This is a genomic window from Aquabacterium fontiphilum, assembly GCF_009909205.1.
Classification (GTDB): domain Bacteria; phylum Pseudomonadota; class Gammaproteobacteria; order Burkholderiales; family Burkholderiaceae_C; genus Aquabacterium; species Aquabacterium fontiphilum.
In genome coordinates this window covers 229,180-253,935 of record NZ_JAAAPN010000005.1, presented here as the reverse complement: position 1 = coordinate 253,935, position 24,756 = coordinate 229,180, and the positions used below count along the sequence as shown (strand labels likewise).

The 24,756-nt window shown below is 65.7% G+C and carries 23 protein-coding genes and 1 riboswitch; of the genes, 8 read left to right on the top strand and 15 right to left on the bottom strand.

All coding sequences use genetic code 11. The annotated features are described in order from the left end of the window. Nucleotides 1–3 precede the first annotated feature (3 nt). The 3 genes from GTZ97_RS07965 to GTZ97_RS16700 are packed head-to-tail and all read left to right on the top strand — an operon-like array spanning nt 4 to nt 4,600. Entirely contained in the window at nt 4–519 is a 516-nt protein-coding gene (locus GTZ97_RS07965) for a pilus assembly protein (RefSeq protein ID WP_161650042.1), read from the top strand. A gap of 32 nt (nt 520–551) precedes the next feature. Next, on the top strand, nt 552–4,151 hold the full coding sequence (locus GTZ97_RS07960; protein WP_161650041.1) for a pilus assembly protein: 3,600 nt from the start codon (nt 552–554) through the stop codon (nt 4,149–4,151). Continuing rightward, nucleotides 4,148–4,600 (top strand): type IV pilin protein, encoded by a 453-nt coding sequence (locus tag GTZ97_RS16700; RefSeq protein ID WP_161650040.1) that lies wholly within the window; start codon nt 4,148–4,150, stop codon nt 4,598–4,600. The genes GTZ97_RS07960 and GTZ97_RS16700 overlap by 4 nt, the downstream gene beginning before the upstream one ends. 37 nt (nt 4,601–4,637) lie before the next feature. Here the strand turns inward: GTZ97_RS16700 and nrdR are convergent, their stop codons facing one another. The 3 genes from nrdR to GTZ97_RS07940 all read right to left on the bottom strand — a co-directional run bounded on the left by nrdR (nt 4,638) and on the right by GTZ97_RS07940 (nt 7,557). Beyond that, nucleotides 4,638–5,105, bottom strand: a complete 468-nt coding sequence (gene nrdR, locus GTZ97_RS07950) for a transcriptional regulator NrdR (protein WP_161650039.1) — start codon at nt 5,103–5,105, stop codon at nt 4,638–4,640. Nucleotides 5,106–5,112: 7 nt separating this feature from the next. Then, nucleotides 5,113–6,375 carry a serine hydroxymethyltransferase gene (glyA, locus tag GTZ97_RS07945; RefSeq protein ID WP_161650079.1) on the bottom strand — a complete coding sequence of 421 codons (1,263 nt, stop codon included), beginning with the start codon at nt 6,373–6,375 and terminating at the stop codon, nt 5,113–5,115. Between the two features lie 70 nt (nt 6,376–6,445). Further along, nucleotides 6,446–6,580: riboswitch (ZMP/ZTP riboswitch) on the bottom strand. Between the two features lie 26 nt (nt 6,581–6,606). Further along, nucleotides 6,607–7,557, bottom strand: coding sequence for a lytic transglycosylase domain-containing protein (locus tag GTZ97_RS07940; protein ID WP_161650038.1), 951 nt, complete (start codon nt 7,555–7,557; stop codon nt 6,607–6,609). 243 nt (nt 7,558–7,800) lie between these two features. On the opposite strand from GTZ97_RS07940, the gene ubiD reads away from it, so the two are divergent. Together ubiD and msrA are read left to right on the top strand one after the other, a co-directional pair. Beyond that, nucleotides 7,801–9,375 carry a 4-hydroxy-3-polyprenylbenzoate decarboxylase gene (ubiD, locus tag GTZ97_RS07935; protein ID WP_161650037.1) on the top strand — a complete coding sequence of 525 codons (1,575 nt, stop codon included), beginning with the start codon at nt 7,801–7,803 and terminating at the stop codon, nt 9,373–9,375. A gap of 237 nt (nt 9,376–9,612) precedes the next feature. Next, nucleotides 9,613–10,185, top strand: a complete 573-nt coding sequence (msrA, locus tag GTZ97_RS07930; protein WP_161650036.1) for a peptide-methionine (S)-S-oxide reductase MsrA — start codon at nt 9,613–9,615, stop codon at nt 10,183–10,185. 32 nt (nt 10,186–10,217) lie between these two features. Here the strand turns inward: msrA and pdxH are convergent, their stop codons facing one another. Next, nucleotides 10,218–10,871 carry a pyridoxamine 5'-phosphate oxidase gene (gene pdxH, locus GTZ97_RS07925; RefSeq protein WP_161650035.1) on the bottom strand — a complete coding sequence of 218 codons (654 nt, stop codon included), beginning with the start codon at nt 10,869–10,871 and terminating at the stop codon, nt 10,218–10,220. 222 nt (nt 10,872–11,093) lie between these two features. Here pdxH and GTZ97_RS07920 point away from each other — a divergent pair, with 222 nt between their 5' ends. Next, entirely contained in the window at nt 11,094–11,615 is a 522-nt protein-coding gene (locus GTZ97_RS07920; RefSeq protein WP_161650034.1) for a glycosyltransferase family protein, read from the top strand. On the opposite strand, the gene GTZ97_RS07915 is transcribed toward GTZ97_RS07920, so the two are convergent. The 7 genes from GTZ97_RS07915 to tyrS form a co-directional block, all read right to left on the bottom strand. Continuing rightward, nucleotides 11,612–12,241, bottom strand: a complete 630-nt coding sequence (locus GTZ97_RS07915; protein WP_161650033.1) for a porin family protein — start codon at nt 12,239–12,241, stop codon at nt 11,612–11,614. The two genes, GTZ97_RS07920 and GTZ97_RS07915, sit on opposite strands and share 4 nt — an antisense overlap. Nucleotides 12,242–12,251: 10 nt before the next feature. Further along, entirely contained in the window at nt 12,252–13,475 is a 1,224-nt protein-coding gene (locus GTZ97_RS07910) for an OmpW/AlkL family protein (RefSeq protein WP_161650032.1), read from the bottom strand. 207 nt (nt 13,476–13,682) lie between these two features. Next, nucleotides 13,683–14,450, bottom strand: a complete 768-nt coding sequence (locus GTZ97_RS07905; RefSeq protein ID WP_161650031.1) for a PEP-CTERM sorting domain-containing protein — start codon at nt 14,448–14,450, stop codon at nt 13,683–13,685. A 280-nt stretch (nt 14,451–14,730) separates the two neighbouring features. Next, a complete protein-coding gene (locus tag GTZ97_RS07900; protein WP_236651081.1) occupies nt 14,731–15,495 on the bottom strand; it encodes a PEP-CTERM sorting domain-containing protein in 765 nt (254 codons plus the stop codon). Between the two features lie 331 nt (nt 15,496–15,826). Next, a complete protein-coding gene (locus GTZ97_RS07895; RefSeq protein ID WP_236651080.1) occupies nt 15,827–16,588 on the bottom strand; it encodes a PEP-CTERM sorting domain-containing protein in 762 nt (253 codons plus the stop codon). A 326-nt stretch (nt 16,589–16,914) separates the two neighbouring features. Further along, nucleotides 16,915–17,667 (bottom strand): PEP-CTERM sorting domain-containing protein, encoded by a 753-nt coding sequence (locus GTZ97_RS16480; protein WP_201748203.1) that lies wholly within the window; start codon nt 17,665–17,667, stop codon nt 16,915–16,917. 332 nt (nt 17,668–17,999) lie between these two features. After that, entirely contained in the window at nt 18,000–19,268 is a 1,269-nt protein-coding gene (gene tyrS, locus GTZ97_RS07885; RefSeq protein ID WP_161650030.1) for a tyrosine--tRNA ligase, read from the bottom strand. A gap of 156 nt (nt 19,269–19,424) precedes the next feature. On the opposite strand from tyrS, the gene GTZ97_RS07880 reads away from it, so the two are divergent. Together GTZ97_RS07880 and GTZ97_RS07875 are read left to right on the top strand one after the other, a co-directional pair. Next, entirely contained in the window at nt 19,425–20,852 is a 1,428-nt protein-coding gene (locus tag GTZ97_RS07880; protein ID WP_236651079.1) for a M23 family metallopeptidase, read from the top strand. Continuing rightward, on the top strand, nt 20,849–21,988 hold the full coding sequence (locus tag GTZ97_RS07875; protein ID WP_161650029.1) for an anhydro-N-acetylmuramic acid kinase: 1,140 nt from the start codon (nt 20,849–20,851) through the stop codon (nt 21,986–21,988). Before GTZ97_RS07880 ends, GTZ97_RS07875 begins: the two co-directional genes overlap by 4 nt. A gap of 37 nt (nt 21,989–22,025) precedes the next feature. Here GTZ97_RS07875 and erpA read toward each other — a convergent pair whose 3' ends face one another. The 4 genes from erpA to argC are packed head-to-tail and all read right to left on the bottom strand — an operon-like array spanning nt 22,026 to nt 24,698. Next, a complete protein-coding gene (erpA, locus tag GTZ97_RS07870) occupies nt 22,026–22,403 on the bottom strand; it encodes an iron-sulfur cluster insertion protein ErpA (protein WP_161650028.1) in 378 nt (125 codons plus the stop codon). Nucleotides 22,404–22,454: 51 nt separating this feature from the next. Then, a complete protein-coding gene (locus GTZ97_RS07865) occupies nt 22,455–22,880 on the bottom strand; it encodes a bactofilin family protein (RefSeq protein WP_161650075.1) in 426 nt (141 codons plus the stop codon). Nucleotides 22,881–22,935: 55 nt separating this feature from the next. Continuing rightward, the gene (locus GTZ97_RS07860) at nt 22,936–23,661 is read right to left on the bottom strand and encodes a DUF6776 family protein (RefSeq protein WP_161650027.1); all 726 of its coding nucleotides are present in this window, start codon (nt 23,659–23,661) and stop codon (nt 22,936–22,938) included. Further along, the gene (gene argC / locus GTZ97_RS07855; protein WP_161650026.1) at nt 23,661–24,698 is read right to left on the bottom strand and encodes an N-acetyl-gamma-glutamyl-phosphate reductase; all 1,038 of its coding nucleotides are present in this window, start codon (nt 24,696–24,698) and stop codon (nt 23,661–23,663) included. The genes GTZ97_RS07860 and argC overlap by 1 nt, the downstream gene beginning before the upstream one ends. Nucleotides 24,699–24,756: the final 58 nt, after the last annotated feature.

Here is a 24,756-nt window from a genome sequence, read left to right as displayed (position 1 = left end):
GCCATGCGCCCGATTCCGTCTCATCCGCCACGCGGCGTGGTGCTCATCGTCGTGCTCGTGATGCTGGTCGTCATCGGCCTGGCCAGCGTGGGCACCATGCGGCAATCGCTCAGCAGCGACACGGTCACCCAGAACCTGCGAAGCGAAGCGCTCGCGCAAGAAGCCGCGCAGATTGCCCTGCGTCACTGTGAAGCCGGCATTGTGCGGACGACGGTGCCGCTGGACATCAAGGCCTATCAGGTCCCGGCGCATTGGGACAACCGCAACAACTGGGATGCCGCGGCGGGCACATCCGCGCCCGTGACGCTCACGAGGGAGGACGTGGCCAGCGCTGAGGCTTCCTTCACGCCCACGCGGCTGCCTCAGTGCATGGCCGAGTACAGCAGCGTGGGCAACGGCCAGAGCGTGGTCATCGTCACCGCACGCGGCTTCAGCCCGGACCACGAGGCCAACAACACAGGCGAAACCATCCGCGGCTCGGTGGTGTGGCTTCAGTCCACGCTGCGGATACAGCGCTGAACGCCCAGCGCCACATCCATCAGGAGGGTCCCATGTCATCTCTGCAACCCGCAGCCCACCGTGTGTTCGTCTGGCTGTCGCTGTCGGCCATGCAACTGACCAGTACATCGGCCTGGGCGCTAGAGCTGGCTCAGCGCCCGCTGGTGGCCGACAGTGGCGCCCTGCCCAAGCCCAATCTCATGCTGACGCTCGACACGTCGGGCTCGATGTCCTTGAGGCACATGCCAGAAGACAGCGCCAAGCTCACCTTCACGCTCAACGGTCGGGTCGAGACCGTCGCTTTCTCGGTCAAGGGGCCGACGCAGTGGGTGCCCCATCCCGATGACGACTACGAGCGCGGAGCCACACGGTTCGGCGGGGTGATGCCGGCGTTCAAGGCCGAAACCCGTGTAGACCCCCTCCGCGAACAGATCAAGCTTCGATCGGCCGCCATCAACACCATTTACTACAACCCCGAGGTACGCTACCGCCCCTGGGTCCGCCACGACGGCACGTCGACGGGCCAGCGCTACGACGACGGCGTTTTCACACGCGCCTACATCAACCCCATCCCGCGTGGCGCAGGCGGTACGCGCACCAGCACCGAGCCGTTCGTCAACCTGGCCAACACATTCACGTTGGACTCGCGGTCGCATCACCCCGCGATCTACTACACGCTCAAGCCCAACAGCCACCCCAATGAGGTCACGAGCTGGCATCTGCACGACGTCGCCAACGATGCCGACTTTCCGCGTGGACCGGGGCGCACCGACTGCGTCTCGCTGGCAGCCCGCAATCGCTGCAGCCGCGCAGAAGAGCAGCGCAACTTTGCAAACTGGTTCGTCTATTACCGCACACGCAGCCTCGTCGCCAAGGGTGCGCTGAGCGAAGCCTTCCACAGCCTGGACGACATCGTCCGCCTGGGCTGGACCACGCTCCATCACACCCGGATAAACCGATGGCACGACGGCGGAAACCCCATCATTCAAGGCGTGCGGGACCTATCGCCAGCGCACCGGCGAAACTTCCTGAGTGCCATCCAGACCAGCTCGCGCTTCACGAGCTATCAAGGCACACCGCTGCGCACGGCACTGGACGAAGTCGGTCGCTATTTCCAGCGTGCAGGCTCGGACAGCCCCTGGGCAGACGCGCCAGGCAGCAGCGCGACCACCCTTGCCGCATGCCGCCGCTCATACAACATCCTGACGACAGACGGCTACTACAACGACGACCCCATCAACGAAGGTGCGCTCGGTGGCAGCATCGGTTCGGCGCGATTGGTCGGCAACCTGGACGGCAGCACGATCACCCAAGCTGGCGTGGGTACCGTCTACCAGCCGGAGCGCCCCTACCGCGACCGAGCGAGCACCTCAGCCACAGGCTACAGCAACACACTGGCCGACTTCGCGCTCAAGTACTGGGCCAACGACCTGTCGGGCGCGCCCAACCAGGTCGTGGCCAGCCGTCGCAACCCGGCCACCTGGCAGCATCTCAGCCAGTTCACCGTCGGCATGGGGGTGGACGGCACGCTGGACCGCCGCACCGCCCTGGCCGACATCGAGGCGGGCCGGCTGGAATGGCCCGACCCTGCCACGAACGATGCCGCGAAGATCGACGACCTCTGGCACGCCGCCGTCAACAGCCGTGGGGCCTACTTCAGTGTGCGCTCGGCGGGTGACCTGCAGGAAGCCGTCCGCAAGGCCGTGGGCCAAGCCCGCGCCGAAAGCCTGCGGGAAGGCGCCGTGGCCACGGCGGGCCCCAATCTGCAGTCCGGCAACATCAAGCTCGTCTCCGAGTATCTGACCGGCGAATGGACAGGTGAGGTCTACGCGTTCCGCCTGGACGCCCAAGGGCGGACCGTGGACGAAAGCGGGCTTCCGACCAACTTGCCGATGTGGCGAGCAAGCAGCTGGCTCAACCAGGGCACGCCTGTGCGCCAGATTCGCATCTACAACCCCGACACCGCTCGTCTGACTGACTTCACATGGGATGCCATGGGTGCCACCAACCGAAGCGAACTCACGCAAGGCTCGTTCGAGCTGGTCGACTACCTTCGCGGCAATCGCCAGCGTGAAGGAGGCGAAGAGGGGCGGTTCAGGAGCCGCGACAGCCTGCTGGCGGACATCATCAACAGCGCGCCTGTGCTCGCACGAGGCGGTGTGGACATGGGCTACGCCGACGACGGCACGGGCATCGACAACGGCTACGCCGGCTTTCGCTCGCGCAAGCTGAATCGCCCACTTCCTCTGGCCTTCATCGGCAGCAACGGCGGCATGCTGCATGGCTTCGACCTGGCGAACGGCTCGGAGCGCTTCGCCTTCGTCCCGCGAGGCGTGCTGCCCAACCTGCATCTGTTGACGGCGCAGGATTACGGCACAGGCACGGGCGCCAGCGGCCACCGCTACTTCGTGGATGGGCCCTTGTCTGAACACGACAGCCAGATCCGCGGCGAATGGACCAATGTGCTGCTCGGCAGCCTGGGCGCCGGCGGCAAAGGCCTGTTTGCGTTGAAGCTTCCACTGAACGACGACGAGCCAGAACTGCTGTGGGATTTGACAGCTGGATGGCCAAGCGACCTCGCACCCCACGTCGGACACATCCTGTCCCGCGCCGAGGTCGGCCGCTTGCCCAATGGGGAATGGAAGGTGTTCGTCGGCAATGGCGCGGCCAGCGCAAACGGCCAGGCCAACTTGCTGATGATCGACTTGGCAAGCGGCGCTGTGCAGCGTATACCGGTCGGCGCAGCCGGCGCAAATGGACTGTCTGGCGTGACGCTGGTACGCAATGCGCAGAAGAACGTGCTGGCGGTGTTTGGTGGGGATTTGCAGGGCCGGCTCTGGCGCTTCGACGTCGACGGCGGCAACGTGGTGGTGGGCCATGGCGGTCAACCGCTGTTTGAGGCGGTCGATGCGGCAGGCAACGCTCAGCCCATCACCGCCGCTCCGACAGTGTGGCGCCGGCGCGATGAGCTGATCGTGCTGTTCGGCACCGGCAAGCTGCTGGAAGAGCGCGACCGGCAGACCACCCAGGTTCAGACCATGTATGGCATCACCGATTCAGCGGCTCCCAGCCCGGCGCCCGCAGGCACCGCAGTGGTTCGTCGTATGGACCTTGCCAGCCAGACCATCTCGCGCACCCAGGACACCCGCTTTCTGGCTCTCAGTAGCAACACCGTCAGCGGATCACAGCGCGGTTGGTATGTCGACCTCGACATACCGGCGGGCGAGGGCGCGCCCGCAGACCGCCCGCGTGTGACCTTCGCGCCCAAGCTGTTTGACGACTTTGTCTACTTCAGCACGCTGACCCCCGCCGTGGGCGCCGTAGGCTGCGAAGCGAGCCGCGGGCGGGCCTACGACTTCCTGCTGCCCGTCTGGTACGGCGGCCAGTTCAGCCGTCCGGTGTATGACACCGATGGCAATGGGGTGGTCGATGGCAACGATGCCAGCTACGCCGGCCTGGCCCGCACGGCCACCGGCGACCCGGCCCTGCTGCGTGGCAACGGCACGCCAGACGGCACGCCTGGCCGGTCCGAGTTCAGCGACGGCGGCATCGCGATCAAGGTGTACCCGCGCCCGGAAGATCCGCCTGAGCCCACCACCCTCACCATCCAGGACCGCGTCTGGCAACGCATCCTGCCCCCGGCTGCCCGATGACAAACCATTTCCACCCACTCCCGGCCACGCTGCGCGGCTTCACCCTGATCGAGCTGATGATCACGGTGGCCATCGTCGCCATCCTCGCCAGCGTGGCCTACCCGGCCTACACGGAGCAGGTGGCACGCAGCCGCCGGGCCGATGCGCAGGCCGTACTGATGGAAGCCGCGCAGCACATGCAGCGCTTCTATGCCGCCCACAACCGGTACGACCTCCAACTTGATGGCGCCACCGCCAATGCGCTGCCCGGCACGCTGCAAGCCTCGCCCAGAGCCGGCACCGCGGCTTATACCTTGAGCATCAGTGCCGTCGACGCTGGCGCTTTCACGCTCACCGCGACCGCAACAGGTGCACAGGCCAACGACCGCTGCGGCAACTTCACCCTCACCCACACGGGGGCCAGAGGCGTCACGGGAAGCGGCGCCACAGTTCAGGATTGCTGGCGCTGAACGCGCCAGGGGGGAGCAGTGGGGGCAGCGCGACGCCTCAATCCGCGTCACGCGCCTTCTTGCCCGTTTCCTTGATGGCCGCCACAAACTCGTTGACGTCATCGAAGCTGCGGTAGACGGACGCAAAGCGCACGTAGGCTACCTTGTCGAGCTTGCGCAGCTCGCGCATCACCGCCTCACCCAGCCAAGTCGAGTCGACTTCCTTCTCGCCAGACTGGCGCAGGCGCGCCTCGATGGCCTCCAGGGCGCTTTCCAGCGCCTCGGCGCTGACCGGTCGCTTGCGCAGCGCCAGCATCATCGAGCCCTTGAGCTTGGCTCGGTCGAAATCGGTGCGGCGGCCATCGCGCTTGACGATGGCCGGCAACTCGATCTCAGCGCGCTCATACGTGGTGAAGCGCTTGTCGCAGCCGCCGCATTTGCGGCGGCGGCGGATGCTGTCCCCTTCCGCCGAATCGCGGGTCTCGACGACCTGGGTCTCCAGATGGCCGCAGAAGGGGCAGCGCATCGCCGACTCAGGCGGCCTGGCCGGTGTACACCGGGAACTGACGCGTCAGCGCCGAGACCTGCTCGCGCACGCGTGCGATGGTGGCCTCGTCGTGCGGGTTGTCCAGCACATCGGCAATCAGGTTGCCCACGATCACAGCCTGCTCTTCCTTGAAGCCGCGGGTGGTCATGGCCGGCGAGCCCAGACGGATGCCCGAGGTCACCATCGGCTTCTGCGGGTCGTTGGGGATGCCGTTCTTGTTGCAGGTGATGTGCGCGGCGCCCAGGATGGCTTCGGCTTCCTTGCCCGTCAGGTTCTTGGGGCGCAGGTCGACCAGCATCACGTGGCTTTCAGTGCGCCCCGAGACGATGCGCAGGCCACGCTGGGTCAGCGTGTCGGCCAGGGCCGCAGCGTTCTTGACGACCTGCTGCTGATAGGCCTTGAACTCGGGCGACAGGGCTTCCTTGAAGGCCACGGCCTTACCAGCAATGACGTGCATCAGCGGACCACCCTGGATCCCGGGGAAGATGGCCGAGTTGATTTTCTTGGCGATCTCTTCGTTGTTGCTCAGCACGATGCCGCCACGCGGGCCACGCAGGCTCTTGTGGGTGGTCGAGGTGACCACATCGGCGTGCGGCACGGGGTTGGGGTACACACCCGCGGCAATCAGGCCGGCGTAGTGGGCCATGTCGACCATGAAGTAGGCACCGACTTCCTTGGCGATCTTGGCGAAACGCTCGAAGTCGATGCGCAGGGCGAAGGCGGAGGCGCCAGCGATGATCAGCTTGGGCTTGTGCTCGCGCGCCAGAGCTTCCATCTTGTCGTAGTCGATGTCTTCCTGCTCGTTCAGGCCGTAGGACACGACCTTGAACCACTTGCCCGACATGTTGAGCTGCATGCCATGGGTCAGGTGGCCGCCCTCGGCCAGACTCATGCCCATGATGGTGTCGCCGGGCTGCAGCAACGCAAAGAACACCGACTGGTTGGCCTGCGAACCGGAGTTGGCCTGCACGTTGGCAAAGTTTGCCCCGTACAGCTGTTTCAGGCGATCAATGGCCAATTGCTCGACAACATCGACATGCTCGCAACCGCCGTAGTAGCGCTTGCCGGGGTAGCCCTCGGCGTACTTGTTGGTCAGCTGGGAGCCCTGGGCTTCCATCACGGCCGGCGAGGTGTAGTTCTCGGAAGCGATCAGCTCGATGTGGTCTTCCTGGCGCTGGTTCTCGGCCTGGATGGCGGCGAACAGCTCGGGATCGACATTGGCGATGGTGTGCTTGGCGCGGTCAAACATGACGTGGCAGTTCTCTTCGAAGTGGAAGACCCGCAGGCCGACGCCTGGCTGATCCAGCAACGTCGGGGGTGAGGGCTGCCCAGGCGCACGGCGGAACGGCCCAACAGTGCTCAGGGCCGGTCACGCTCCCCGGTGGTTCACCACCTGCGGGCCGCCGCGGTCAGACCGACCGCACGCCCCGGTATCGCCAGTCGCGTGACGGGCGGATTGTAGCGAGTTGCGCCCGGTCTGTCAGGCGGCCGCCACCCGTTCTGGGCGGTCCGGAGAAGCCGGCAAAGGCGAGGGAGCCTCATGCGACTTCGGTGCCGACGGGCTGACGCCCGGAGCCGCAGGCGCCACACCACCATCCAGCGCCTCGGCATCGGCAGCTGCGGCAGGACGGGTGGAGTACATCAACACGCCTTGGGGCAGCGGCGCATTGAGCGCCACCTTGCCACCGGATGCCACCTGGCGCAGATAGCCCTGCTCGGCCAGCACCTTGGCGACGTAGCCACGGTCATGCGGCAGGTTGGCCGCGCCAACGTAAAACTTCAAGCCGCCTTCCAGGCTGCCGGCCCGGCGAATGCAGTCCTTGAGCACCTGCACGCCCACCTTGACATTGGTCAACGGGTCAAACGCCGCGTGGCGGCCACCGAACGCCTCGTACTTGTCGTGGTGCACCCGGGTCATCACCTGCATCAACCCCTGGGCGCCCACCTGGCTTTGCGCAAACGGGTTGAACCCTGACTCGATGGCCATGACGGCCAGCACCAGCGTCGGCTCCACACCCATGCGCTTGCCCACGTGCCAGGCCTCCTGCACGATGCGCCCCACGGGCTCGGGGGCCACGCTGTAGCGGCGCGCAATCCACATCGTGACCGCGGCCTGCTGGCTCGTCAGTTCCGACACAGGCGCCGCCGTGACACGCTGAATCGCTTCGGGCTCGGCCATGGCCAGCAACACCTCGCCGTCGTCGAGTTCGGCCACATCGCTGCGTGCGGTGGCGCGATCCATCAACCATGTCAGGGCGCGCGCCTCCATTTGATGACGCCACTCCGGACGGCCTGCGAGGAAGACCACGGCCACCACGGCGCACAGCCCCAGCAGGGCCAGCGAATTGTGGCTGACCACCCGCATGCCTTCCAACACATCATTCAGCGCCGTCGTCGAGCGCGACGCGCCCTTGTGAACAAGCTCTGCCATGCTGCTCCTTTCCTCACCAGGCGGGCGGTCTCGCGTTTGACGAACGCGGGCCGCATGGACCACGGTGATAATGGCCGCGCCCTTCAGAAGACGCAGCGTGCGCCCCAGCTTGCGGACGCGCGGTCCCCGACTGCGGGACCAGGACAACCTGGGGTTAACACGGCCCAGGTCGGGACGGGGCGGATTCTAGGCAGCCTTGAAATAACCAGTCAAGCATAAGAAGCCTATCTCTTATATTGAAAAATGAAATATCGAGACCTTCGAGACTTCGTGGCCGGGCTGGAGCAGCAAGGCGAACTGCAGCGTGTCACCGCGCCCGTTTCCACCCATCTTGAGATGACCGCCCTCAGTGACCGGGTGCTGCGCGCAGGCGGCCCCGCACTGTGGTTCGAGTCGCCGCGGTTGGCCGACGGCCGCGCCAGCAGCGTCCCGGTGCTCGCCAATCTGTTCGGCACCCCCAAAAGGGTGGCCATGGGCATGGGGGCAGATGACGTCAGCGAATTGCGCGACATCGGCCGCGTCCTGGCCAGCCTGAAAGAGCCCGAGCCGCCCCGCGGCCTGAAAGACGCCGGCAAGCTGCTGCAGATGGCCAAGGCCCTGTGGGACATGAAGCCGAGTGCCTCGCGCAGCGCCCCCTGCCAGCAGGTCAAGCTGCAAGGCAGCGAGGTGGACCTGACGCAGCTGCCCATCCAGCACTGCTGGCCGGATGACGCCGCACCGCTGCTGACCTGGGGGCTGGTGGTCACCCGCGGCCCGCAAGGCGTCCCCAACCCGCGCCGCCGTCAGAACCTGGGCATCTACCGCCAGCAACTGATCGGCAAGCGGCAACTGATCATGCGCTGGCTGGCCCACCGCGGCGGTGCACTCGACTTCCGCGAGTTCGCGCTGGCCAACCCAGGCCAGCCCTTCCCGATCGCCGTGGCCCTTGGGGCCGATCCGGCCACCATCCTGGGCGCCGTCACCCCCGTGCCTGACTCGCTGAGCGAGTACCAGTTCGCCGGCCTGCTGCGCGGCAGCCGCACCGAGGTGGTGGACACCGGCGTGGGCGAAGGCGAGGCACGCCTGCAGGTGCCCGCCAGCGCCGAGTTCGTGCTGGAGGGCCACATTCCGCCCGCCCCGGCCGGCTACAAAGGCGAAAGCGAGCACGGCGTGCCGCTGATGGAACGCGGCGGCTACCTGCACGCACTCGAGGGGCCTTTTGGTGACCACACGGGCTATTACAACGAACAGGACTGGTTCCCGGTGTTCGAGGTGAACCGCATCACCCACCGCGACAAGCCGGTCTACCACTCGACCTACACCGGCAAACCGCCCGACGAGCCCGCCGTGCTGGGCGTGGCGCTCAACGAGGTCTTTGTGCCCATCCTGCAAAAGCAGTTTCCCGAGATCGTCGACTTCTATTTGCCGCCCGAAGGGTGCAGCTACCGCATGGCCATCATCAGCATGAAGAAGGCCTATCCAGGCCACAGCAAGCGCCTGATGTTCGGCCTGTGGAGCTTCCTGCGCCAGTTCATGTACACCAAGTTCATCGTCATCGTCGACGACGACGTGAACATCCGCGACTGGCAGGAAGTGATCTGGGCCATCACCACCCGGATGGACCCGGTGCGCGACACCACCCTGGTGGACAACACGCCGATCGACTATCTGGATTTCGCCTCGCCTGTCAGCGGCCTGGGCGGCAAGATGGGGCTGGACGCGACCAACAAATGGCCCGGCGAAACCCAACGCGAATGGGGGCGCACCATCACCATGCCGGCCGCTGTGAACGAGCGCGTCGACAGCCTGGTGGCGCAGATCTTGGGCGCGCGCCGGTGAGCTTCGCTGCCATCGCCCCCGCACGGGAACGCGCGTACGGCGCGTACCTGCAACCACTTGCACGGGAGCCCGAATTGCCGTAATCTGAGCTTGCCTGTCGAAACAGGCATCTCCTCAGGCCGCAGTCACTGCGGTCGGAAAGCTGGCAGACAGACCCTCTGCCGCTTTCTTGGGCGGTGCGCCCGCCCAACCCCCGGCTCAGCCCGGGGGTTTCTCATTTCTGGCTAGCATCGAGGCATGAACACCTCGTCCGCCCCCTCCACCGGGCCGTTGGCCGAAGCCACCTTTGCGGGCGGCTGTTTCTGGTGCCTGGAAGCCGTCTTCCTGCGCGTGCGTGGCGTCGCGCACGTCGAGCCCGGTTACAGCAACGGCCCACACCCTTCGCCCACCTATGAACGCGTGTGCCGCGGCGACACGGGGCATGCCGAGGTGGTCCGGCTGCGCTACGACCCGGCCGTGGTCAGCTACCGGCAACTGCTGGCGGTCTTCTTCCGCATCCACGACCCCACCACGCCGAACCGCCAGGGGCACGATGTGGGCACGCAGTACCGCTCCGGCATCTACACGCACGACGCAGAGCAGGCCGCCGAGGCCCGCGAAGCGATCGCCACGTTGACGCAATCAGGCGCGTACGACGCGCCCATCGTCACCGAAGTGGCACCGGTGGCGAACTACCACGTGGCCGAAGACGAACACCACCGCTATTTCGACCGCCATCCGTATCAGGGCTACTGCGCCTTCGTGGTGGCTCCAAAGGTTGAAGCCTTCCAGCGCAGCTTTCCGGACTGGGTCGACCAGGCGGCGCGCTGAGCGCGGTCGGCGCCACCGCGTCTGGAACCGAATCAGGGCGCCAGGCGAGACAGCTGCCAGACCGCGCCTTCTTCGGTGCGCTGGAACACCAGCCGGTCATGCAAACGCGAGGCGCGTCCCTGCCAGAACTCCCAGTACAGCGGCTGCAGGCGGTAGCCGCCCCACTGCGGCGGGCGCACCGGGTCATCGCCCTGACGGGCCTGTTCGGCAGCCCAGGTGGCCTCCAGCGCAGCCCGCGAGGGGATCACCTGGCTTTGCGGCGATGCCCAGGCACCGATTCGCGAGCCCAGGGGCCGGGTGCGGTAGTACTCGTCCGATTCGGCGTCTGCCAGCTTGCTGACCACGCCCTCGACACGCACCACACGCTCCAGCTCGGGCCAGAAGAACTGCAGCGCAGCGTGCGGGTTGACCGCCAGCTCCGCACCCTTGCGGCTTTCGTAATTGGTGTACCAGACCAGGCCGCGCTCATCCAACCCTTTGAGCAGCACCACGCGGGTGGACGGCCGGCCTTCTGCGGATACGGTGGCCAGCGTCATGGCGTTGGGTTCGAGCGCCTTGGCCCTCACGGCTTCGTCGAACCAGCGCTGAAACTGATGGAGCGGATCGGCCGCAACGTGGGTCTCGTCCAATTCGGCCAGCTCGTACTGGCGGCGCATCTGCGCCAGATCATGTGGGGTCTTGTCCATGCTGGAAGTATCGACCAGATCCATTCCCACCTGAAATGAGCGGGATCAAGCCTGCGCGAGGGTAAGCCCGTAAGTGAAGCTGCCGTGGTGCGGTGCAGCAGGGGGGCGCAGACTGGCTTCGTCAACACCAGCAACCGTATGGCCGGACAACCCACACTCATCATCGTGGCGACGCCGTGCTCGGCAGCATTCCCGGAACGGGCTGACGGGCTATGGCAGCGCATGAGCCACATCGTGCGCAACGCGGCGGACAGCGGCATGCCGGCAGTGTGCGCGCTACCGTACGGCGTGGCACAAGGGACGGTATCGCTGCCACCGACATGCTGGGTTCTCGAACAACCGCGCGCCAGTGCGGCTGCCGCGACCTCCATCCACACGCTGGCGCGGGTGGTTCAGGCTACTTCGCAAAGTCCCGGCTGGCTGTACCAGCCAGCTTCGGCCGATCTGCCCAGCGGCGCAAGCCTCCAGCGCATCGCCCACGCTTTGCAGCGCCACGCGCTGGTGGTGCCGACGCACCAGGGCTTGCCTTGTTATCCCATCGGGTTCGGCGCCGAGTTCTATTCCGAGCTCATCCGAATCCAATCCGGACAGGATCTGACTCGCCTGCTCGCCAGATACCCCTCTGCGGACGTCGCTGTCGACATGGTGGATGCCCCGCTCAGGCCATCAGTCGAGCCGCCGCTTCAATCGCGCATTGAGCCGGTGAGGCTCGCCAGCCGGCGAACCCACCGGCCTGGGCCTTAGAAGTCGACTTCTGCGCCGAAGCCCAGCTGGGACACGACACCGCTTTCGCCTGCGACGTTGAAGCGGAACACGTCCACCGCTGCGCCCACGCGCACGTTCGAGAGCACGCCATACTGCAGCGCCAGACCCGCATAGGGGCTCAGCCGGTTCCGGGTGCGCGACCCGTCAGAGCGTCCGTCAAATTCGTATCGGATGGTCGACGACACATAGGCTGCGCCCGCCTTGACGTCGAGTGCCAGCCGATCCGCCACCGGCAATGAACCGACCAGCGCGAACGTCAGCGCATCGGCCTTGATGGTGTTGCGCACGGCGAACGGCAGCTCGCCCTCGTCGACGATATCCACCAGCTCCACCCCCTGAGAACGGGCCTTGCTGGACCGCAACAGCCCCACCTCCATGGCTGCCACCTTGAAGGCGCCCAAGCGGAGGAGCGGCTCGGCCATGCGGGTGCCGAAGTAGAGCTTGCCGCCCCGGCCCGAGTCATCGCATTTCTCCGGCAGCGGGCAGCCATCCGACACCTTGGAGAGCGACAACACGGCCCCTGCGTAGCCCTGGGCCGCAGCGGGGCTCACAAAGACCGAACCAAGGGCGAACGCCGCGCCCAGTTGAATGAGAGTTTTGCGCATGAAAAACCTATCAGAATGAGCGGCCAACACTGAAGACAAAGAGCGTGTTGTCCAGCTTGGTGGACTGCTTGCGGGTGAAGCTGCCGTGGTCGCAGGTGGCGCGTCCAGCCTTGGCTGACGCCAGATCGCACATCAGACCGGTGATCGCCGGGACGGCCTCGCCCGGCGCATAACCCGCAGGGTCATTCGGCCCGGCCACATGGTTGCCACCGTTGCTCGAACCCGGCCGGAACAGGACCTGGGTCGCGCCAATCGCGTTGGTGATGTAAGACCCGTAGTCGTTGAGCACCGCGGTTTCGCTGCGGATCACAGTCACGGGCGTCACCAGGGTGGCCTCGGTTCGATAGCGGATCTTGCCCACGCCCAGGTTCACGTGCCAGTCGTCATTGAGCTGGTACTTGAAGCCCGCCGTCGGGCCCCACCCGAAGGCGTTCTTGATCGAGATGCGCGTGTCGCCACCCACATAGTCGGCCAGCCCTTGGGTGGCCTTGGTGTCGAAAAACACCGCGTAAGAAGCCATCAAACCCACATGCGGGCGCAAGGCGGCATCACGCGCACCGAAGTGGCGTGAGATGGAAGCCGTTGGCGGAAGAAGCTTGGTCTTGATGATGTTCACGCCATTGAGGGCATTGTTGCCGTCACCCATGACGTCCACTTTGAGCGGCGCGGCCAGCAAGAAGGCCTCAATGCTCCAATTTCGCGCCTCGTCGAGGAAGTAGCCCACGCTGATGGCCGGCGTGCCCACCGTGCTGTCGCTGCGCGCGTAGATGCCGCACGGCGTCCCGAGCCCCTCGCTCAAACGCACACAACCAGGCGTTGCCTCGAGCTGCTGGTCGATGGCTTCCTCCAGCAGTCCGTTGGCATTGGGTGTGGCTGCAGTGGGCGGCGCGCTCAGATTGGCGTCGCCATACTTTCTGAGAAAGTTCGCACTGGAGTTGTAGAGGGAAAGGTTGCCGTTGAAGGCAAGAAAAGGCGTGCCGGCCCCCAAATAGGTCGCCAGATCGCCGCGCTGCACCACCGGCCCGGTGACGTCATAGGTTTCGCCCGAAGACGTCTTTACATTCACATGGATGTAGTTCAACCGCATGAACATGCGGTCGCGCAGCGACGGGGTGACCTGCGAAAAGATCGTGTCAATGGGCGAGGTCTGCGCTACCGCAGGGGCCACCCAGGAAGCAGCCGAAGCTGCCAGTACCGTTGCGAGTCCTGCTCGCATCCGGGCCGGTAAGGTCATGTTGTCTCCTCGAAGAATCAGATCAGTGGCGCGCGTGTGATGCAAGCGCCCTGCATGCGCAGAATGTGTGATGTTTTACCAGGGGGCGCGGGCTGTCAATTCGGCGTAAGCCCGATGACGCAACACCGGCATGCAACAAAAAGAACGCGGCTGCCTTGCGGCAACCGCCTTCGAAACCAAATCATCGTTGACGATCACAGCATGGTGTCACTTCGGACGACGACGCACAGCGAGTGCGATGCCCAACAGCCCCACGCCCATCAGCGCATACGTTGAGGGCTCCGGGATGGGCGGCGTCAGGGGACCGGCGACGAGAATGGTCGACGTGATGGTGCCAAAGTCCTCCACGGTGGCCAGCGCGCCGCGCCCGAGGCTCAGCAGGCCCAGCGACTGTACAAAGGTGTTGAAGCCCGCTTCTGTGATCGACAAGCCCGAGAGGTAGGTGGTGTACTCACCCGGCCCCGTCACGGCGGTGGCGCCGGTGATGCTGTCGATGTTCCACAGATGGAAGTTGGTCAAGGTACCCACACCGTTGCCACCGATGACCGTGGCGAACACCCTTTGGGCGCCCAGATCCACATTGAGATCGGTCACGATCAGCGAGCCGCCAGTCGACACGGAGCGCTGAAACGGCGCGATCTGCTGGAGACCCCCTGTCGTGGCAGCGCTCAGCACCGTACCGGTGGCTGAGTCGATCGACAGACTGGTGACGCGGGCGGTCGCAGAGACCGCCTCATAGTAGCCTTGATCGTTGTCCACCACAGACGACACCAGGTCACCGTAGGGCGAGATGACGATCTGGCCCACGTCCAGCGCCTCCAACAGCGCCGCGCTGAAAGCCAGCGTCCCGGTGCCGGAAATGGGGTACCCGTTGTAGTTGTCAGAGCCTGTCACCACAGTGACGGGAGCGGCCGATGCCATTCCGGCGGCCACGAAGGCGGCAGCGGCAACAAGATTCTTGATCGCGAGTGTCATGGTGTCCTGCAATTTATTGGCAATGTGGGTCTCGTCGGAGCGAGGCCTTCAGCATAGGACGATCACACCCGCTGCCGAACCCGTCAGCCCGCGCCGCAGTGTCGCAAGCATCCCATCCAGAAGGCACCTCAGGCTGACGCCCCCGCAAACACGGGACGGGTTGCCCCGATATGACGGCAAATATCCCATCGCGTACACCCACCGCACGACAAAAAAAAACCGCTGCGGAGCAGCGGCTTTTGCCAGATCCAGCCGACCCAGGGCCGGCCAGATTCAGGACTTACTTGGCGCGACGACGGGCAGCCAGGGCGATGCCAACCAGGCCCAGACCCATCAGGGCGTACGTCGACGGCTCGGGGATGGCAGGCGTCACAGCCGTTGCCACGATGGTCGACTTGATGGTGCCGAAGTCTTCCACGGTGGCCAGTGCACCGCGGCCCAGCGACAGCAGGCCCAGCGATTGCACGAACACATCGAAACCGGTCGACGTGATCGACAGACCCGAGATGTCGGTCGTGAAGGTACCAGCGCCGGTCACCGAGGTGGCGCCGGTGATGCTGGCGATGTTCCACAGGTGGAAGTTGGTCAGCGTGCCCACGCCGTTGCCGCCGATGATGGTGGCAAACACCTTCTTGTTGGCCAGATCAACGTTCAGGTCGGTCACAGTCAGCGAACCGCCGTTGGTCACCGAACGCAGGAAGGTGGCGGTCTGGGTCAGGCCGCCGGTGGTGGCTGCGCTCAGCACGTTGCCGTTCGTCGACTCCACGGTCAGGCTGTTGATGCGGGCCGTGGCCTGCACGTTGGTGTAGTAGCCCAGGCTATTGTCGACAACCGAAGACACCAGACCGCCGTAGGGGTTGATGACGATCTGACCGACGTCCAGGGCCTCAAGCAGGGCGTCGCTGAACTTCAGCGTGCCGGTGCCTTCCATGCTCAGACCATTGAAGACACCCGTTTGGGCGGCCACCACGACGGGGGCTGCAGAGGCCAAGCCAGCAGCAACGAAGGCGGTGGCGGCAACAATGCTCTTGATCGCGAATTTCATGTTTACTTCCACTTCTAAGCGGCCCTTTTACTACCCACTGCCCCGGCACGGTGGCATCCGCTTGTCTCCGTGTGCCGGGTCAGAGCCCATATCGGCATCTGTTAACTGAAGGATAAGACGGGATCGCGGTGTGTCACAACGGGACAAGCGCGGCAAAACGTGACGGGGGCCGCGATTTGCCGACTCCCCCACGCTCACCCCCCGCGATCGCGGGGCGGGCTAACCCCTCAAGCACGCGATTTATTCCCGCCCGATGGGTGATGCGCCCGAAAAAAAACCCGCTGCGAGGCAGCGGGTTTTCCGACGCGGCCGGCGTGCAGCCGGCCCGCGTTCACTTGGCGCGACGGCGGGCAGCCAGCGCGATGCCGACCAGACCCAGGCCCATCAGGGCGTAGGTGGAAGGCTCGGGGATGGCCGGCGTCACGGCGGTGGCCGTGATGGTCGAGGTGATCACGCCGAAGTCTGTGACGGTCTGCAGCGCGCCGCGACCCAGGCTCAGCAGGCCCAGAGACTGCACGAAGGTGTCGAAACCGGCCTGAGTGATGGACAGCTGGCTCAGCGTCGTGACATAGGTGCCAGCACCAGCCACGGTGGTGGGGCCAGCGATGTTGCCGATGTTCCACAGGTGGAAGTTGGTCAGCGTACCCACGCCGTTGCCGCCGATGATGGTGGCAAACACCTTCTTGCCGACCAGGTCGACGTTCAGATCGGTCACGGTCAGCGAACCGCCGGTGGTCACCGAACGCAGGAACTCAGCGGTCTGGGTCAGGCCGCCGGTGGTAGAGGCACGCAGCACCTCGTCCGTGGCGTCGTCAATGGTCAGGGAAGTGATGTTGGCCTTGGCGCGAACATCTGTGTAGTAGCCCAGCGAGTTGTCGATGACGGCGCCAGCCAGCGAGCCGTAGGGGGTGATGGCGATCTGCCCCACGTCCAGCGCTTCCAGCAACGCATCACTGAACTTCAGCTCGCCCGTACCAGTGGCCGTCAGGCCCTTGTAAGTGTCGCTGGGGGTGACGGTAACTGCCGCGGCCGAGGCAGCACCAGCCATCACGAAGGCAGCGGCAGCGACCACGCTCTTCAATGCAAACTTCATGTCGTTTCTCCACTCAATTGCGGCCCTTTTATCTTGCTTGTCGGCTCAAGGCATCCGCGGGTTCCTTGCGCGCGTTCAGAGGCCTTTCCGGACTCTGTTGAATGAATTTAGCGCCGCTCAACGCCCTCACAACCCGCGTTATCCCGCATAACGGTTGCAAAAGGCGCGAGAGTTCCCTTGAAGCGAACCCACCCCCCCCTTACCCGGGGGGGAGGAATCCCCCGAGCTGACAGCAAAAAGCCCGACGCCCGCTTTCGCGAGCACCGGGCTCAAAATGGGCGTCAGGCCGAGTGGACGAGCCCGAACGCCTTCAGGTCAGCTCAGGCTCACTGAGCCTTGGCGCGGCGACGGGCCACCAGACCGACCGTCACCAGACCGATGCCCATCAGGGCGTAGGTCGAGGGCTCGGGCACAGCCACGGTGATCGTCGAGGTGATCGTGCCGAAGTTGTCCACGGTTTGCAGCGCGCCAACGCCCAGGGTCAGCAGACCCAGCGATTGCGAGAACACGTTGAAGCCTTCCTGCGTGATCGACAGGCCGGACAGCGTGGTCACAAAGGTGCCGGGGCCAGTGACCTGGGTCGGGCCAGTGATGTCCGCGATGTCCCACAGGTAGAAGTTGGTCAGATTGCCCACGCCGTTGCCGCCGCTGATGTCGGCATAAACGCGCTTGGTGGTCAGATCAACGTTCAGGTTGCTCACGCCCAGGAAGCCGCCGCGCGACACGCTGCGCAGCACCGGAGCGGTCTGCAGCAGACCGCCGCTCGTGGCAGCCGACAGCACGTTCAGGTCGCCGTCCACGGTCAGAGCATTGATGCCCGCGGTGGCGCTCACGCCGGTGTAGTAACCATCGGGGTGGATGTTGATCTCGGAGCTGATCAGCGTCGGGATTTCGGTGATCTCGATCTGACCCACGTCCAGGGCTTCCAGCAGGGCGCCGCTGAACTCGAGCTTGCCGGAGCCCGATTCGAAGATCAGGCCGCCGCCCAGGCTACCGCCGGGTGCCACGGTGGCAGCAGAAGCCACGCCAGCAGCTGCGAAGGCGGCTGCGGCCACCAGAGTCTTGAGTGCAAATTTCATGTGTCTTTCTCCACTTTTGGAATGCGGCCCTTTGTTTGTTCTGGACAAAAGGCAGCCGCGGCTCCCTCCATCCGAGCAGGCTTTCACCTGCCGAAAGGCAGCCTAGACACAAGAAGCTGAGAAGGCAACCGGGGTGGACCGGATGCATGGACCCAAATCGTTACTGGGCTCGCGTCAGCGAATGGGATGATTTCCCGAATCTGGCGCACGGGATAACCCGCATCGCCGTGAACTTCGCCCTAGCGACAACGAAGCACGTGCGAAATGAGCCCGTCATGATCTGGGGCCCGCGCTTCGTGCAATTTGTCACATTTATTGAACTTCGGAACGCCTCAGTTGGCGGCGCTGATCACCACTTCAGCGAACTTGCGCTTGCCGACCTGCACCACATAGGTGCCAGACGGGAGCTTCAGCCCCTTGTCGCTGACCGCCGCACCACCAATGCGCACGCCCCCTTGCTCAATGAGGCGATTCGCCTCGCTGGCCGAGGGCGCCAGCCCGGCCTGCCGAAGCATGGCAGCGACGCCCAGTCCCATGCTGCCTTCGGGCAAGCTCAGCGCAACACGAGGCAACTCATCCGGCACGCCGCCCCGCGCCCGATTGTTGAAGTCTTCCAGCGCCGCCGTCGCCGCTGCCGCGTCATGGAAGCGCGTCACGATCTCTTGTGCGAGCATGACCTTGGCGTCGCGCGGGTTGCGTCCCGCCGCACACTCGGCCTTCAGTGCCGCGATTTCGGGCATGGGGCGGAAGCTCAGCAGCGTGAAGTACTTCCACATCAGCTCGTCGCTGATGCTCATGAGCTTGCCAAACATCTCGTTGGGCGCCTCGGTGATGCCCACGTAGTTGTTCTTCGACTTGCTCATCTTCTCGACGCCGTCCAGCCCCTCCAGCAGCGGCATGGTCAGGATGCACTGGGGCTCCTGGTCGTACTCGGCCTGCAGGTGGCGGCCCATCAGCAAGTTGAACTTCTGGTCGGTGCCACCCAGCTCCAGGTCGGCCTTGAGGGCCACCGAGTCGTAGCCCTGCATCAGCGGGTAGAGGAACTCGTGCACGCTGATGGGCGTGCCGCCCTTGAAGCGCTTGGTGAAGTCGTCGCGCTCCATCATGCGCGCCACCGTGTAGCGGCTGGCGAGCTGGATCATGCCGCGCGCGCCCAGCGCGTCGCACCATTCGCTGTTGTAGCGAACCTCGGTGCGCGCCGGGTCGAGCACCAGGCTGGCCTGCTTGTAATAGGTTTCGGCATTGGCCTTGACCTGCTCGGGCGTGAGCGGCGGGCGCGTGCTATTGCGGCCGGACGGGTCGCCGATCAGCGAGGTGAAATCGCCGATCAGGAAAATCACCGAATGGCCGATATCCTGAAGCTGGCGCAGCTTGTTGAGCACCACGGTGTGGCCCAGGTGGATGTCCGGGGCTGTCGGGTCGAGACCGAGCTTGATGCGCAGCGGCACGCCCGTGGCTTCCGAGCGTGCCAGCTTGCGCACCCATTCGGCCTCGGGCAGGAGTTCTTCCACGCCGCGCTGGGTCACCGCCAGGGCTTCCCGCACCCGGTCGGTGATGGGGAATTCAGGCTGGGCTTCTGGGGCTTTTTCGGATGGCAGCATGGATGGCCTGTGCTTCACAATAAAACACCCTCCAACGGGGGGTGCGCCGGTATACTTGAATGATTGTGTGCGCGTTGGCATGGGTTGTGCGTTCGCGCGGGTTGCCGATTTTAGGGGACTTGGGGCCCCGCCCTTCACTGTTGACGGGATCTCGTTTTGACTGCTTCCAAGTTTTTCCGCTCTCGCGCCAACCACCCGCTGACCCGTGCCCTGACCGCTTTCCAGCTTGCGGCACACCGCCATCCCCGCCGTGTGAGCGCCGCCGTGCTCGTGCTGCTCGGTGGCTCGGCCGTCACGGCATTTGGTGTGGCACCGCTGGCCGCCTTGCCCGAGGCCACCCCGCCTGCCGTGACCCAGCTGACCGAACCGGTCACCTCGCCGCTGCTCACCGTTCAGATCCAGGCACTGGAAGACGCCACCCTGCCACTGTGGCGCAGCGATGTCACCCGCCACGCAGACACGGTCGACAGCCTGCTCAAGCGCTTGGGCGTGGACGACATGGTGGCCGCACAGTTCATCCGCAATGACCCCGTGGCCGGCACGCTGCTGCAGGGGCGCACCGGCAAGTCGGTGAAAGTGGAAGCCCATGACGGCCGCCTGATGCGCATGGTCGTGCGCGGCCCGGCGGACACCACCAGCGATTTCGACACGCATTTCGTGCGCCTGACGGTCGAGCGCGTGAGCGATGCGGCCGGCGAGCGATTCGAAACCAGGCGCGAGCTTGTGCCGCTGCAGGTCACCGAGCGCATGGCTTCGGGCACCATCCGCTCATCGCTGTTTGCCGCCGCCGATGCGGCCGGCATTCCAGACAGCGTCACAACGCAGATCGCCGAGATTTTCGGCACCGACATCGACTTCCGCCGCGAGCTGCGCCAGGGTGACGCCTTCAGCGTGCTGTATGAATCCTACTTGGCCGACGATGAGCCCGTGACCTGGACGGGGTCGGCGGGGCGCGTGCTGGCGGCACGCTTCATCAACCAGGGCAAGGCGCACAACGCCGTGTGGTTCCAGGAGGCCGGCCGCAAGGGCGCTTACTTCGACCTGACCGGCCGCAGCAAGAACCGCGCGTTCCTGGCCTCGCCGCTGGCGTTCTCGCGTGTGACCTCCGGCTTTGCGATGCGCTTCCACCCCATCCACAAGACCTGGCGCGCTCACCTTGGCGTCGACTACGGGGCGCCGACGGGCACCCCGGTGCGTTCGGTGGGCGATGGGGTGGTGAGCTTCGCAGGGTGGCAAAACGGCTATGGCAACGTGGTTCACATCCAGCATGCTGGCGACCGCACCACGGTGTACGCCCACTTGAGCCGCATTGATGTGCGGCGGGGCGAGCGTGTGGACCAGGGCAGCCGCATTGGCGCCGTGGGGGCCACCGGCTGGGCCACGGGCCCCCACCTTCACTTCGAGTTCAAGGTGGGCGGACGCCATGTCGACCCCATGACGATTGCGCGTGCGGCCGAAAGCCTGCAGCTGTCACCCCAGGCGCTGGCGCAGTTCCGCCAGAGCGCCACGGTGATCGCGCAGCGGCTGGACATGGCAGACGACCGCCAGACCGCTGGCGTGACCGGCACGCCGCGCTTCGAATGAGCGCAGACACGCCGGGTGAGTTGTTCATCGGCCTGATGTCGGGCACCTCGCTCGACGGGGTCGACGGCGTGCTGGTACAAGGCGAAGGCACACGCTGGCTCACACTGGGCCACGCCCACCGTCCCTTCCCCCACGCACTGCGTCAGGATCTGCTCGAACTCAACACCCCCGGGCCCGACGAACTGCATCGCAGCGCGCTGGCCGCGCAGGCGCTCGTGGCCGTCTACGCCGAGGTGGTGGAAGCGCTGTTGACCAGCGCACGACGCCCCGCCGCCGCGGTGCGGGCCATCGGCGCGCATGGGCAGACGGTGCGCCACCGGCCTGATCTGGCGTACACCTGGCAGATCAACCACCCGGCCCTCTTGGCCGAGCGCACCGGCATCGACGTGGTGGCCGACTTTCGCAGCCGCGACATCGCGGCCGGCGGCCAGGGCGCACCGCTGGTGCCAGCCTTCCACCAGGCCATCTTCGGGCGCCCGGATCACACCGTGGCGGTGTTGAACGTGGGCGGCATGGCCAACATCAGCATCCTGCGACCCGACGCACCGCCGCTCGGCTTCGATTGCGGGCCTGGCAATGCACTGCTCGACATGTGGTGCGCCTGGCAGACCGGCCACGCCTTTGATGCCAACGGCGAATGGGGCGCGGCGGGCGAGGTCCGTGAAGACTGGCTGGCCGACGCGCTGGCCGACCCTTACTTTGCACTGCCGCCGCCCAAGAGCACAGGGCGCGACCTGTTCAATGCCGACTGGCTCAACCGCTGGTTGGCGCCACACGGCCTGACAGACGGGCCGTTGGGCGATGGCGACCTGGCACGAGACGTTCAAGCCACCTTGTGCGAACTCACTGCGCGCAGCGCCGCGCTGGCCATCCGCGACCATGCACCGGACGCGGCCGAGGTGGTGGTATGTGGGGGTGGCGCGCTCAATGGCGACCTGATGCGGCGCCTGAGCGAACAGCTGTCGGGCGTGCGGGTGGGCCGCTCAGACGCTCACGGGCTGGACGTCATGCAGGTTGAAGCCGCGGCTTTCGCGTGGCTGGCCTGGTGTCACGTGAACCGACAGGCCGGCAATGTGCCCGGAGTCACGGGCGCGCGGGGCGCACGCGTGCTGGGCGCTTTGTACCCGGCGGGCTGAGCGGGCCGCTGAAAGCAGCGGCCGCGCATCGCGACGGTCAGACCGAGAAGCTCGACCCGCAACCGCAGGTCGTCGTGGCATTCGGGTTGCGGATCACGAACTGGGCGCCTTCGAGATCGTCCTTGTAATCGATCTCGGCACCGACCAGATACTGCAGGCTCATGGCGTCGATCAGCAGCGTCACGCCGTTCTTGACCATGGCGGTGTCGTCTTCGTTGGTGATCTCGTCGAAGGTGAAGCCGTACTGGAAGCCAGAGCATCCGCCACCCTGCACGAACACGCGCAGCTTCAGATCCGGGTTGCCCTCTTCGGCAACCAGTTCAGCCACCTTGGCCGCCGCGGCATCCGTGAAGACGATGGGCGTGGGCATCTCCTCGGCAAACGAGGTCGTGGTGGATTCGGCAACGGCAGTCATGGTGTTCTCCAGAAAACATCGGAAGGGGCGCGCACAGCCGCCCCGTCAAAATCAGGATGCAGCGCGGTCTGTCAGGTTCGACGGCGCGCCTGCACTGGCCGCCAGTTTCAGCGGAGGCTGGCCTTCGGCCTTGAGGGGTCGCAATTCGCCGTCGATGGTGGCCCCCTGGTGCATCTCCAGGGCCTCATAGTGGACGTCGCCCACGATCCGGGCCTTCGGTTGCAGCTCAAGCAGCTCTTCGGCGCGCACCGGCCCCTCGACCGACCCGTTAATGATGACATGGCCCGCCCTGACCTTGCCGTGGATGCGGGCTTTTTCGCTGATGATGAGCACGGTTCGGCTGTCGCCCACGGCGGTGACATTGCCCTGGACCTCGCCGTCAATGCGCAGCCCGTGGGTGAAACGCACCTCACCAGTCAGCACGGTGCCTTCGCCGATCAGCGTGTTGATCGGGGGGGTCTTCTTCCAGCCGAACATCGTTTGCTCCTCAGAACCAGTCTGCCATTGTGCCCAATCGGTTGTCACCGCGGGGTCACAAACGCACCACTTGCGTGGCACGTACCACACCACCAGCGTCCAGCACCCGGAACTGAACCTGCCGGAGCTGGACGCCCGCGGGCACGGACAGCACCCCCTCCACCCGGCGGTGCTGGCGCAGCCGCAGCGTGTCGGCAGCACCAGGGGGCTCGCCCGCCGCTGTCCAGGTCTGCCCGTCCTTGCTGCCGCTGGGCTGCACGCTCAAACGGCCGACGAACTCGCTGGCTTGACGCCCACCGGGCTGCATGATCAGCACCTGGTAGCGCCATTGACCGCCCCCCAAGGGCTCGACTTGGGCGCCGCGAATGGCCACACCGGAGGAGGAAGCCGGCAGCAGGCGCTCAAAAAAGCCCAGATCAGCCTTGAGCGCCTCGTTCTCAGCCTCCAGCGCCTTGACCTGTTCCAGCAGGCGCGCCTGGGTGACACGCTCAGCCCTGAGCAGGCTGTCGGCCGTGTTGGCGATCGACTGGGCCCGGTCGCGGTCGCGGCGCACGGCCTCCAGCTGGGCACGCGTCTCGGCCAGTTGTTGAGAAACCTGCCGCCCGCTGCCATCGAGCCCGGCCAGCTCCCGACCGAACTCGAAGGCCCAGAAGGCCAGCGCGCCCGAGAAGCCCAGCACCAGCGCCACCACCGCCCAGCGCAGCGGCCAGGGCAGGTGGCTGCGAACCGCCATGCGCGGCGCGCTGATCGACAGCCGCCGACGCAGCAGGCGCCAACGCATCAGGGCAGCACCGGCACGCCGGTCAGGCCGAGGTGCTCATCCAGGCCGCACATCAGGTTCATGCACTGCACGGCCTGACCCGAGGCACCCTTGGTGAGGTTGTCTTCCACCACCAGCACCATGACGGTATCGGGCAGCGGACGGTGCACCGCGATGCGCACGGTGTTGGAGGCGCGCACGCTGCGGGTTTCGGGGGCACTGCCCGCCGGCAGCACGTCGACGAAGCGCTCGCCGCGGTAGGCGTCTTCAAAGACGGCTTGCAGGTCGGCCGCCTGGCCGGCGCTGTTCAGTCGCGCGTACAGCGTCGAGTGGATGCCGCGGATGATGGGCAGCAGGTGGGGCACGAACAGGCAGTGCACGCTGGCATCGCCCGCGATGGCACGCAGCTGCTGATTGATCTCGGGGCCGTGGCGGTGGCCCTTGACGCCATAGGCCTTGAAGTTGTCCGAAGCCTCGGCGTGCAAGGTGTGCACCTCGGCCTTGCGGCCAGCACCCGAGATGCCCGAAGCGCAGTTGGCAATCAGGCCGGTGGTCTCGATCAGCTTGTGCTTGAGCAGGGGCGCAAAGCCCAGTTGCACCGAGGTGGGATAGCAGCCCGGGTTGCCGATGACGCGGGCGCGCCGGATGGCCTCGCGGTTCAGCTCCGGCAGGCCGTAGACGGCCTCTTCGAGGATGTCCGGGCAGGTGTGGGCCATGCCATACCACTGCTCGAACTCGGCCGTGTTCTTGAGGCGGAAGTCGGCCGCCAGATCGATGACCTTGACGCCCGCGGCCAGCAGCTCGCGCGCCTGGGCCATGGCCACACCGTGGGGGGTGGCGAAGAAGACCACGTCGCACTCGGTGAGCTTGGCATCGTCAGGGGTGACGAAGGCCAGATCCACGTGGCCGCGCAGGCTGGGGTACATGTCGGCCACAGGCATACCAGCCTCCTTGCGGGAGGTGATGGCCTTGATTTCGACCTGCGGATGCTGCGACAGCAGGCGCAGCAACTCGACCCCGGTGTAGCCGGTGCCACCGACGATGCCGACCTTGATCATCTTGGATCCTTTCAACTGTGAGGCGCCATTGTAGAAAGCATTGAACAGGAAGGCGCCC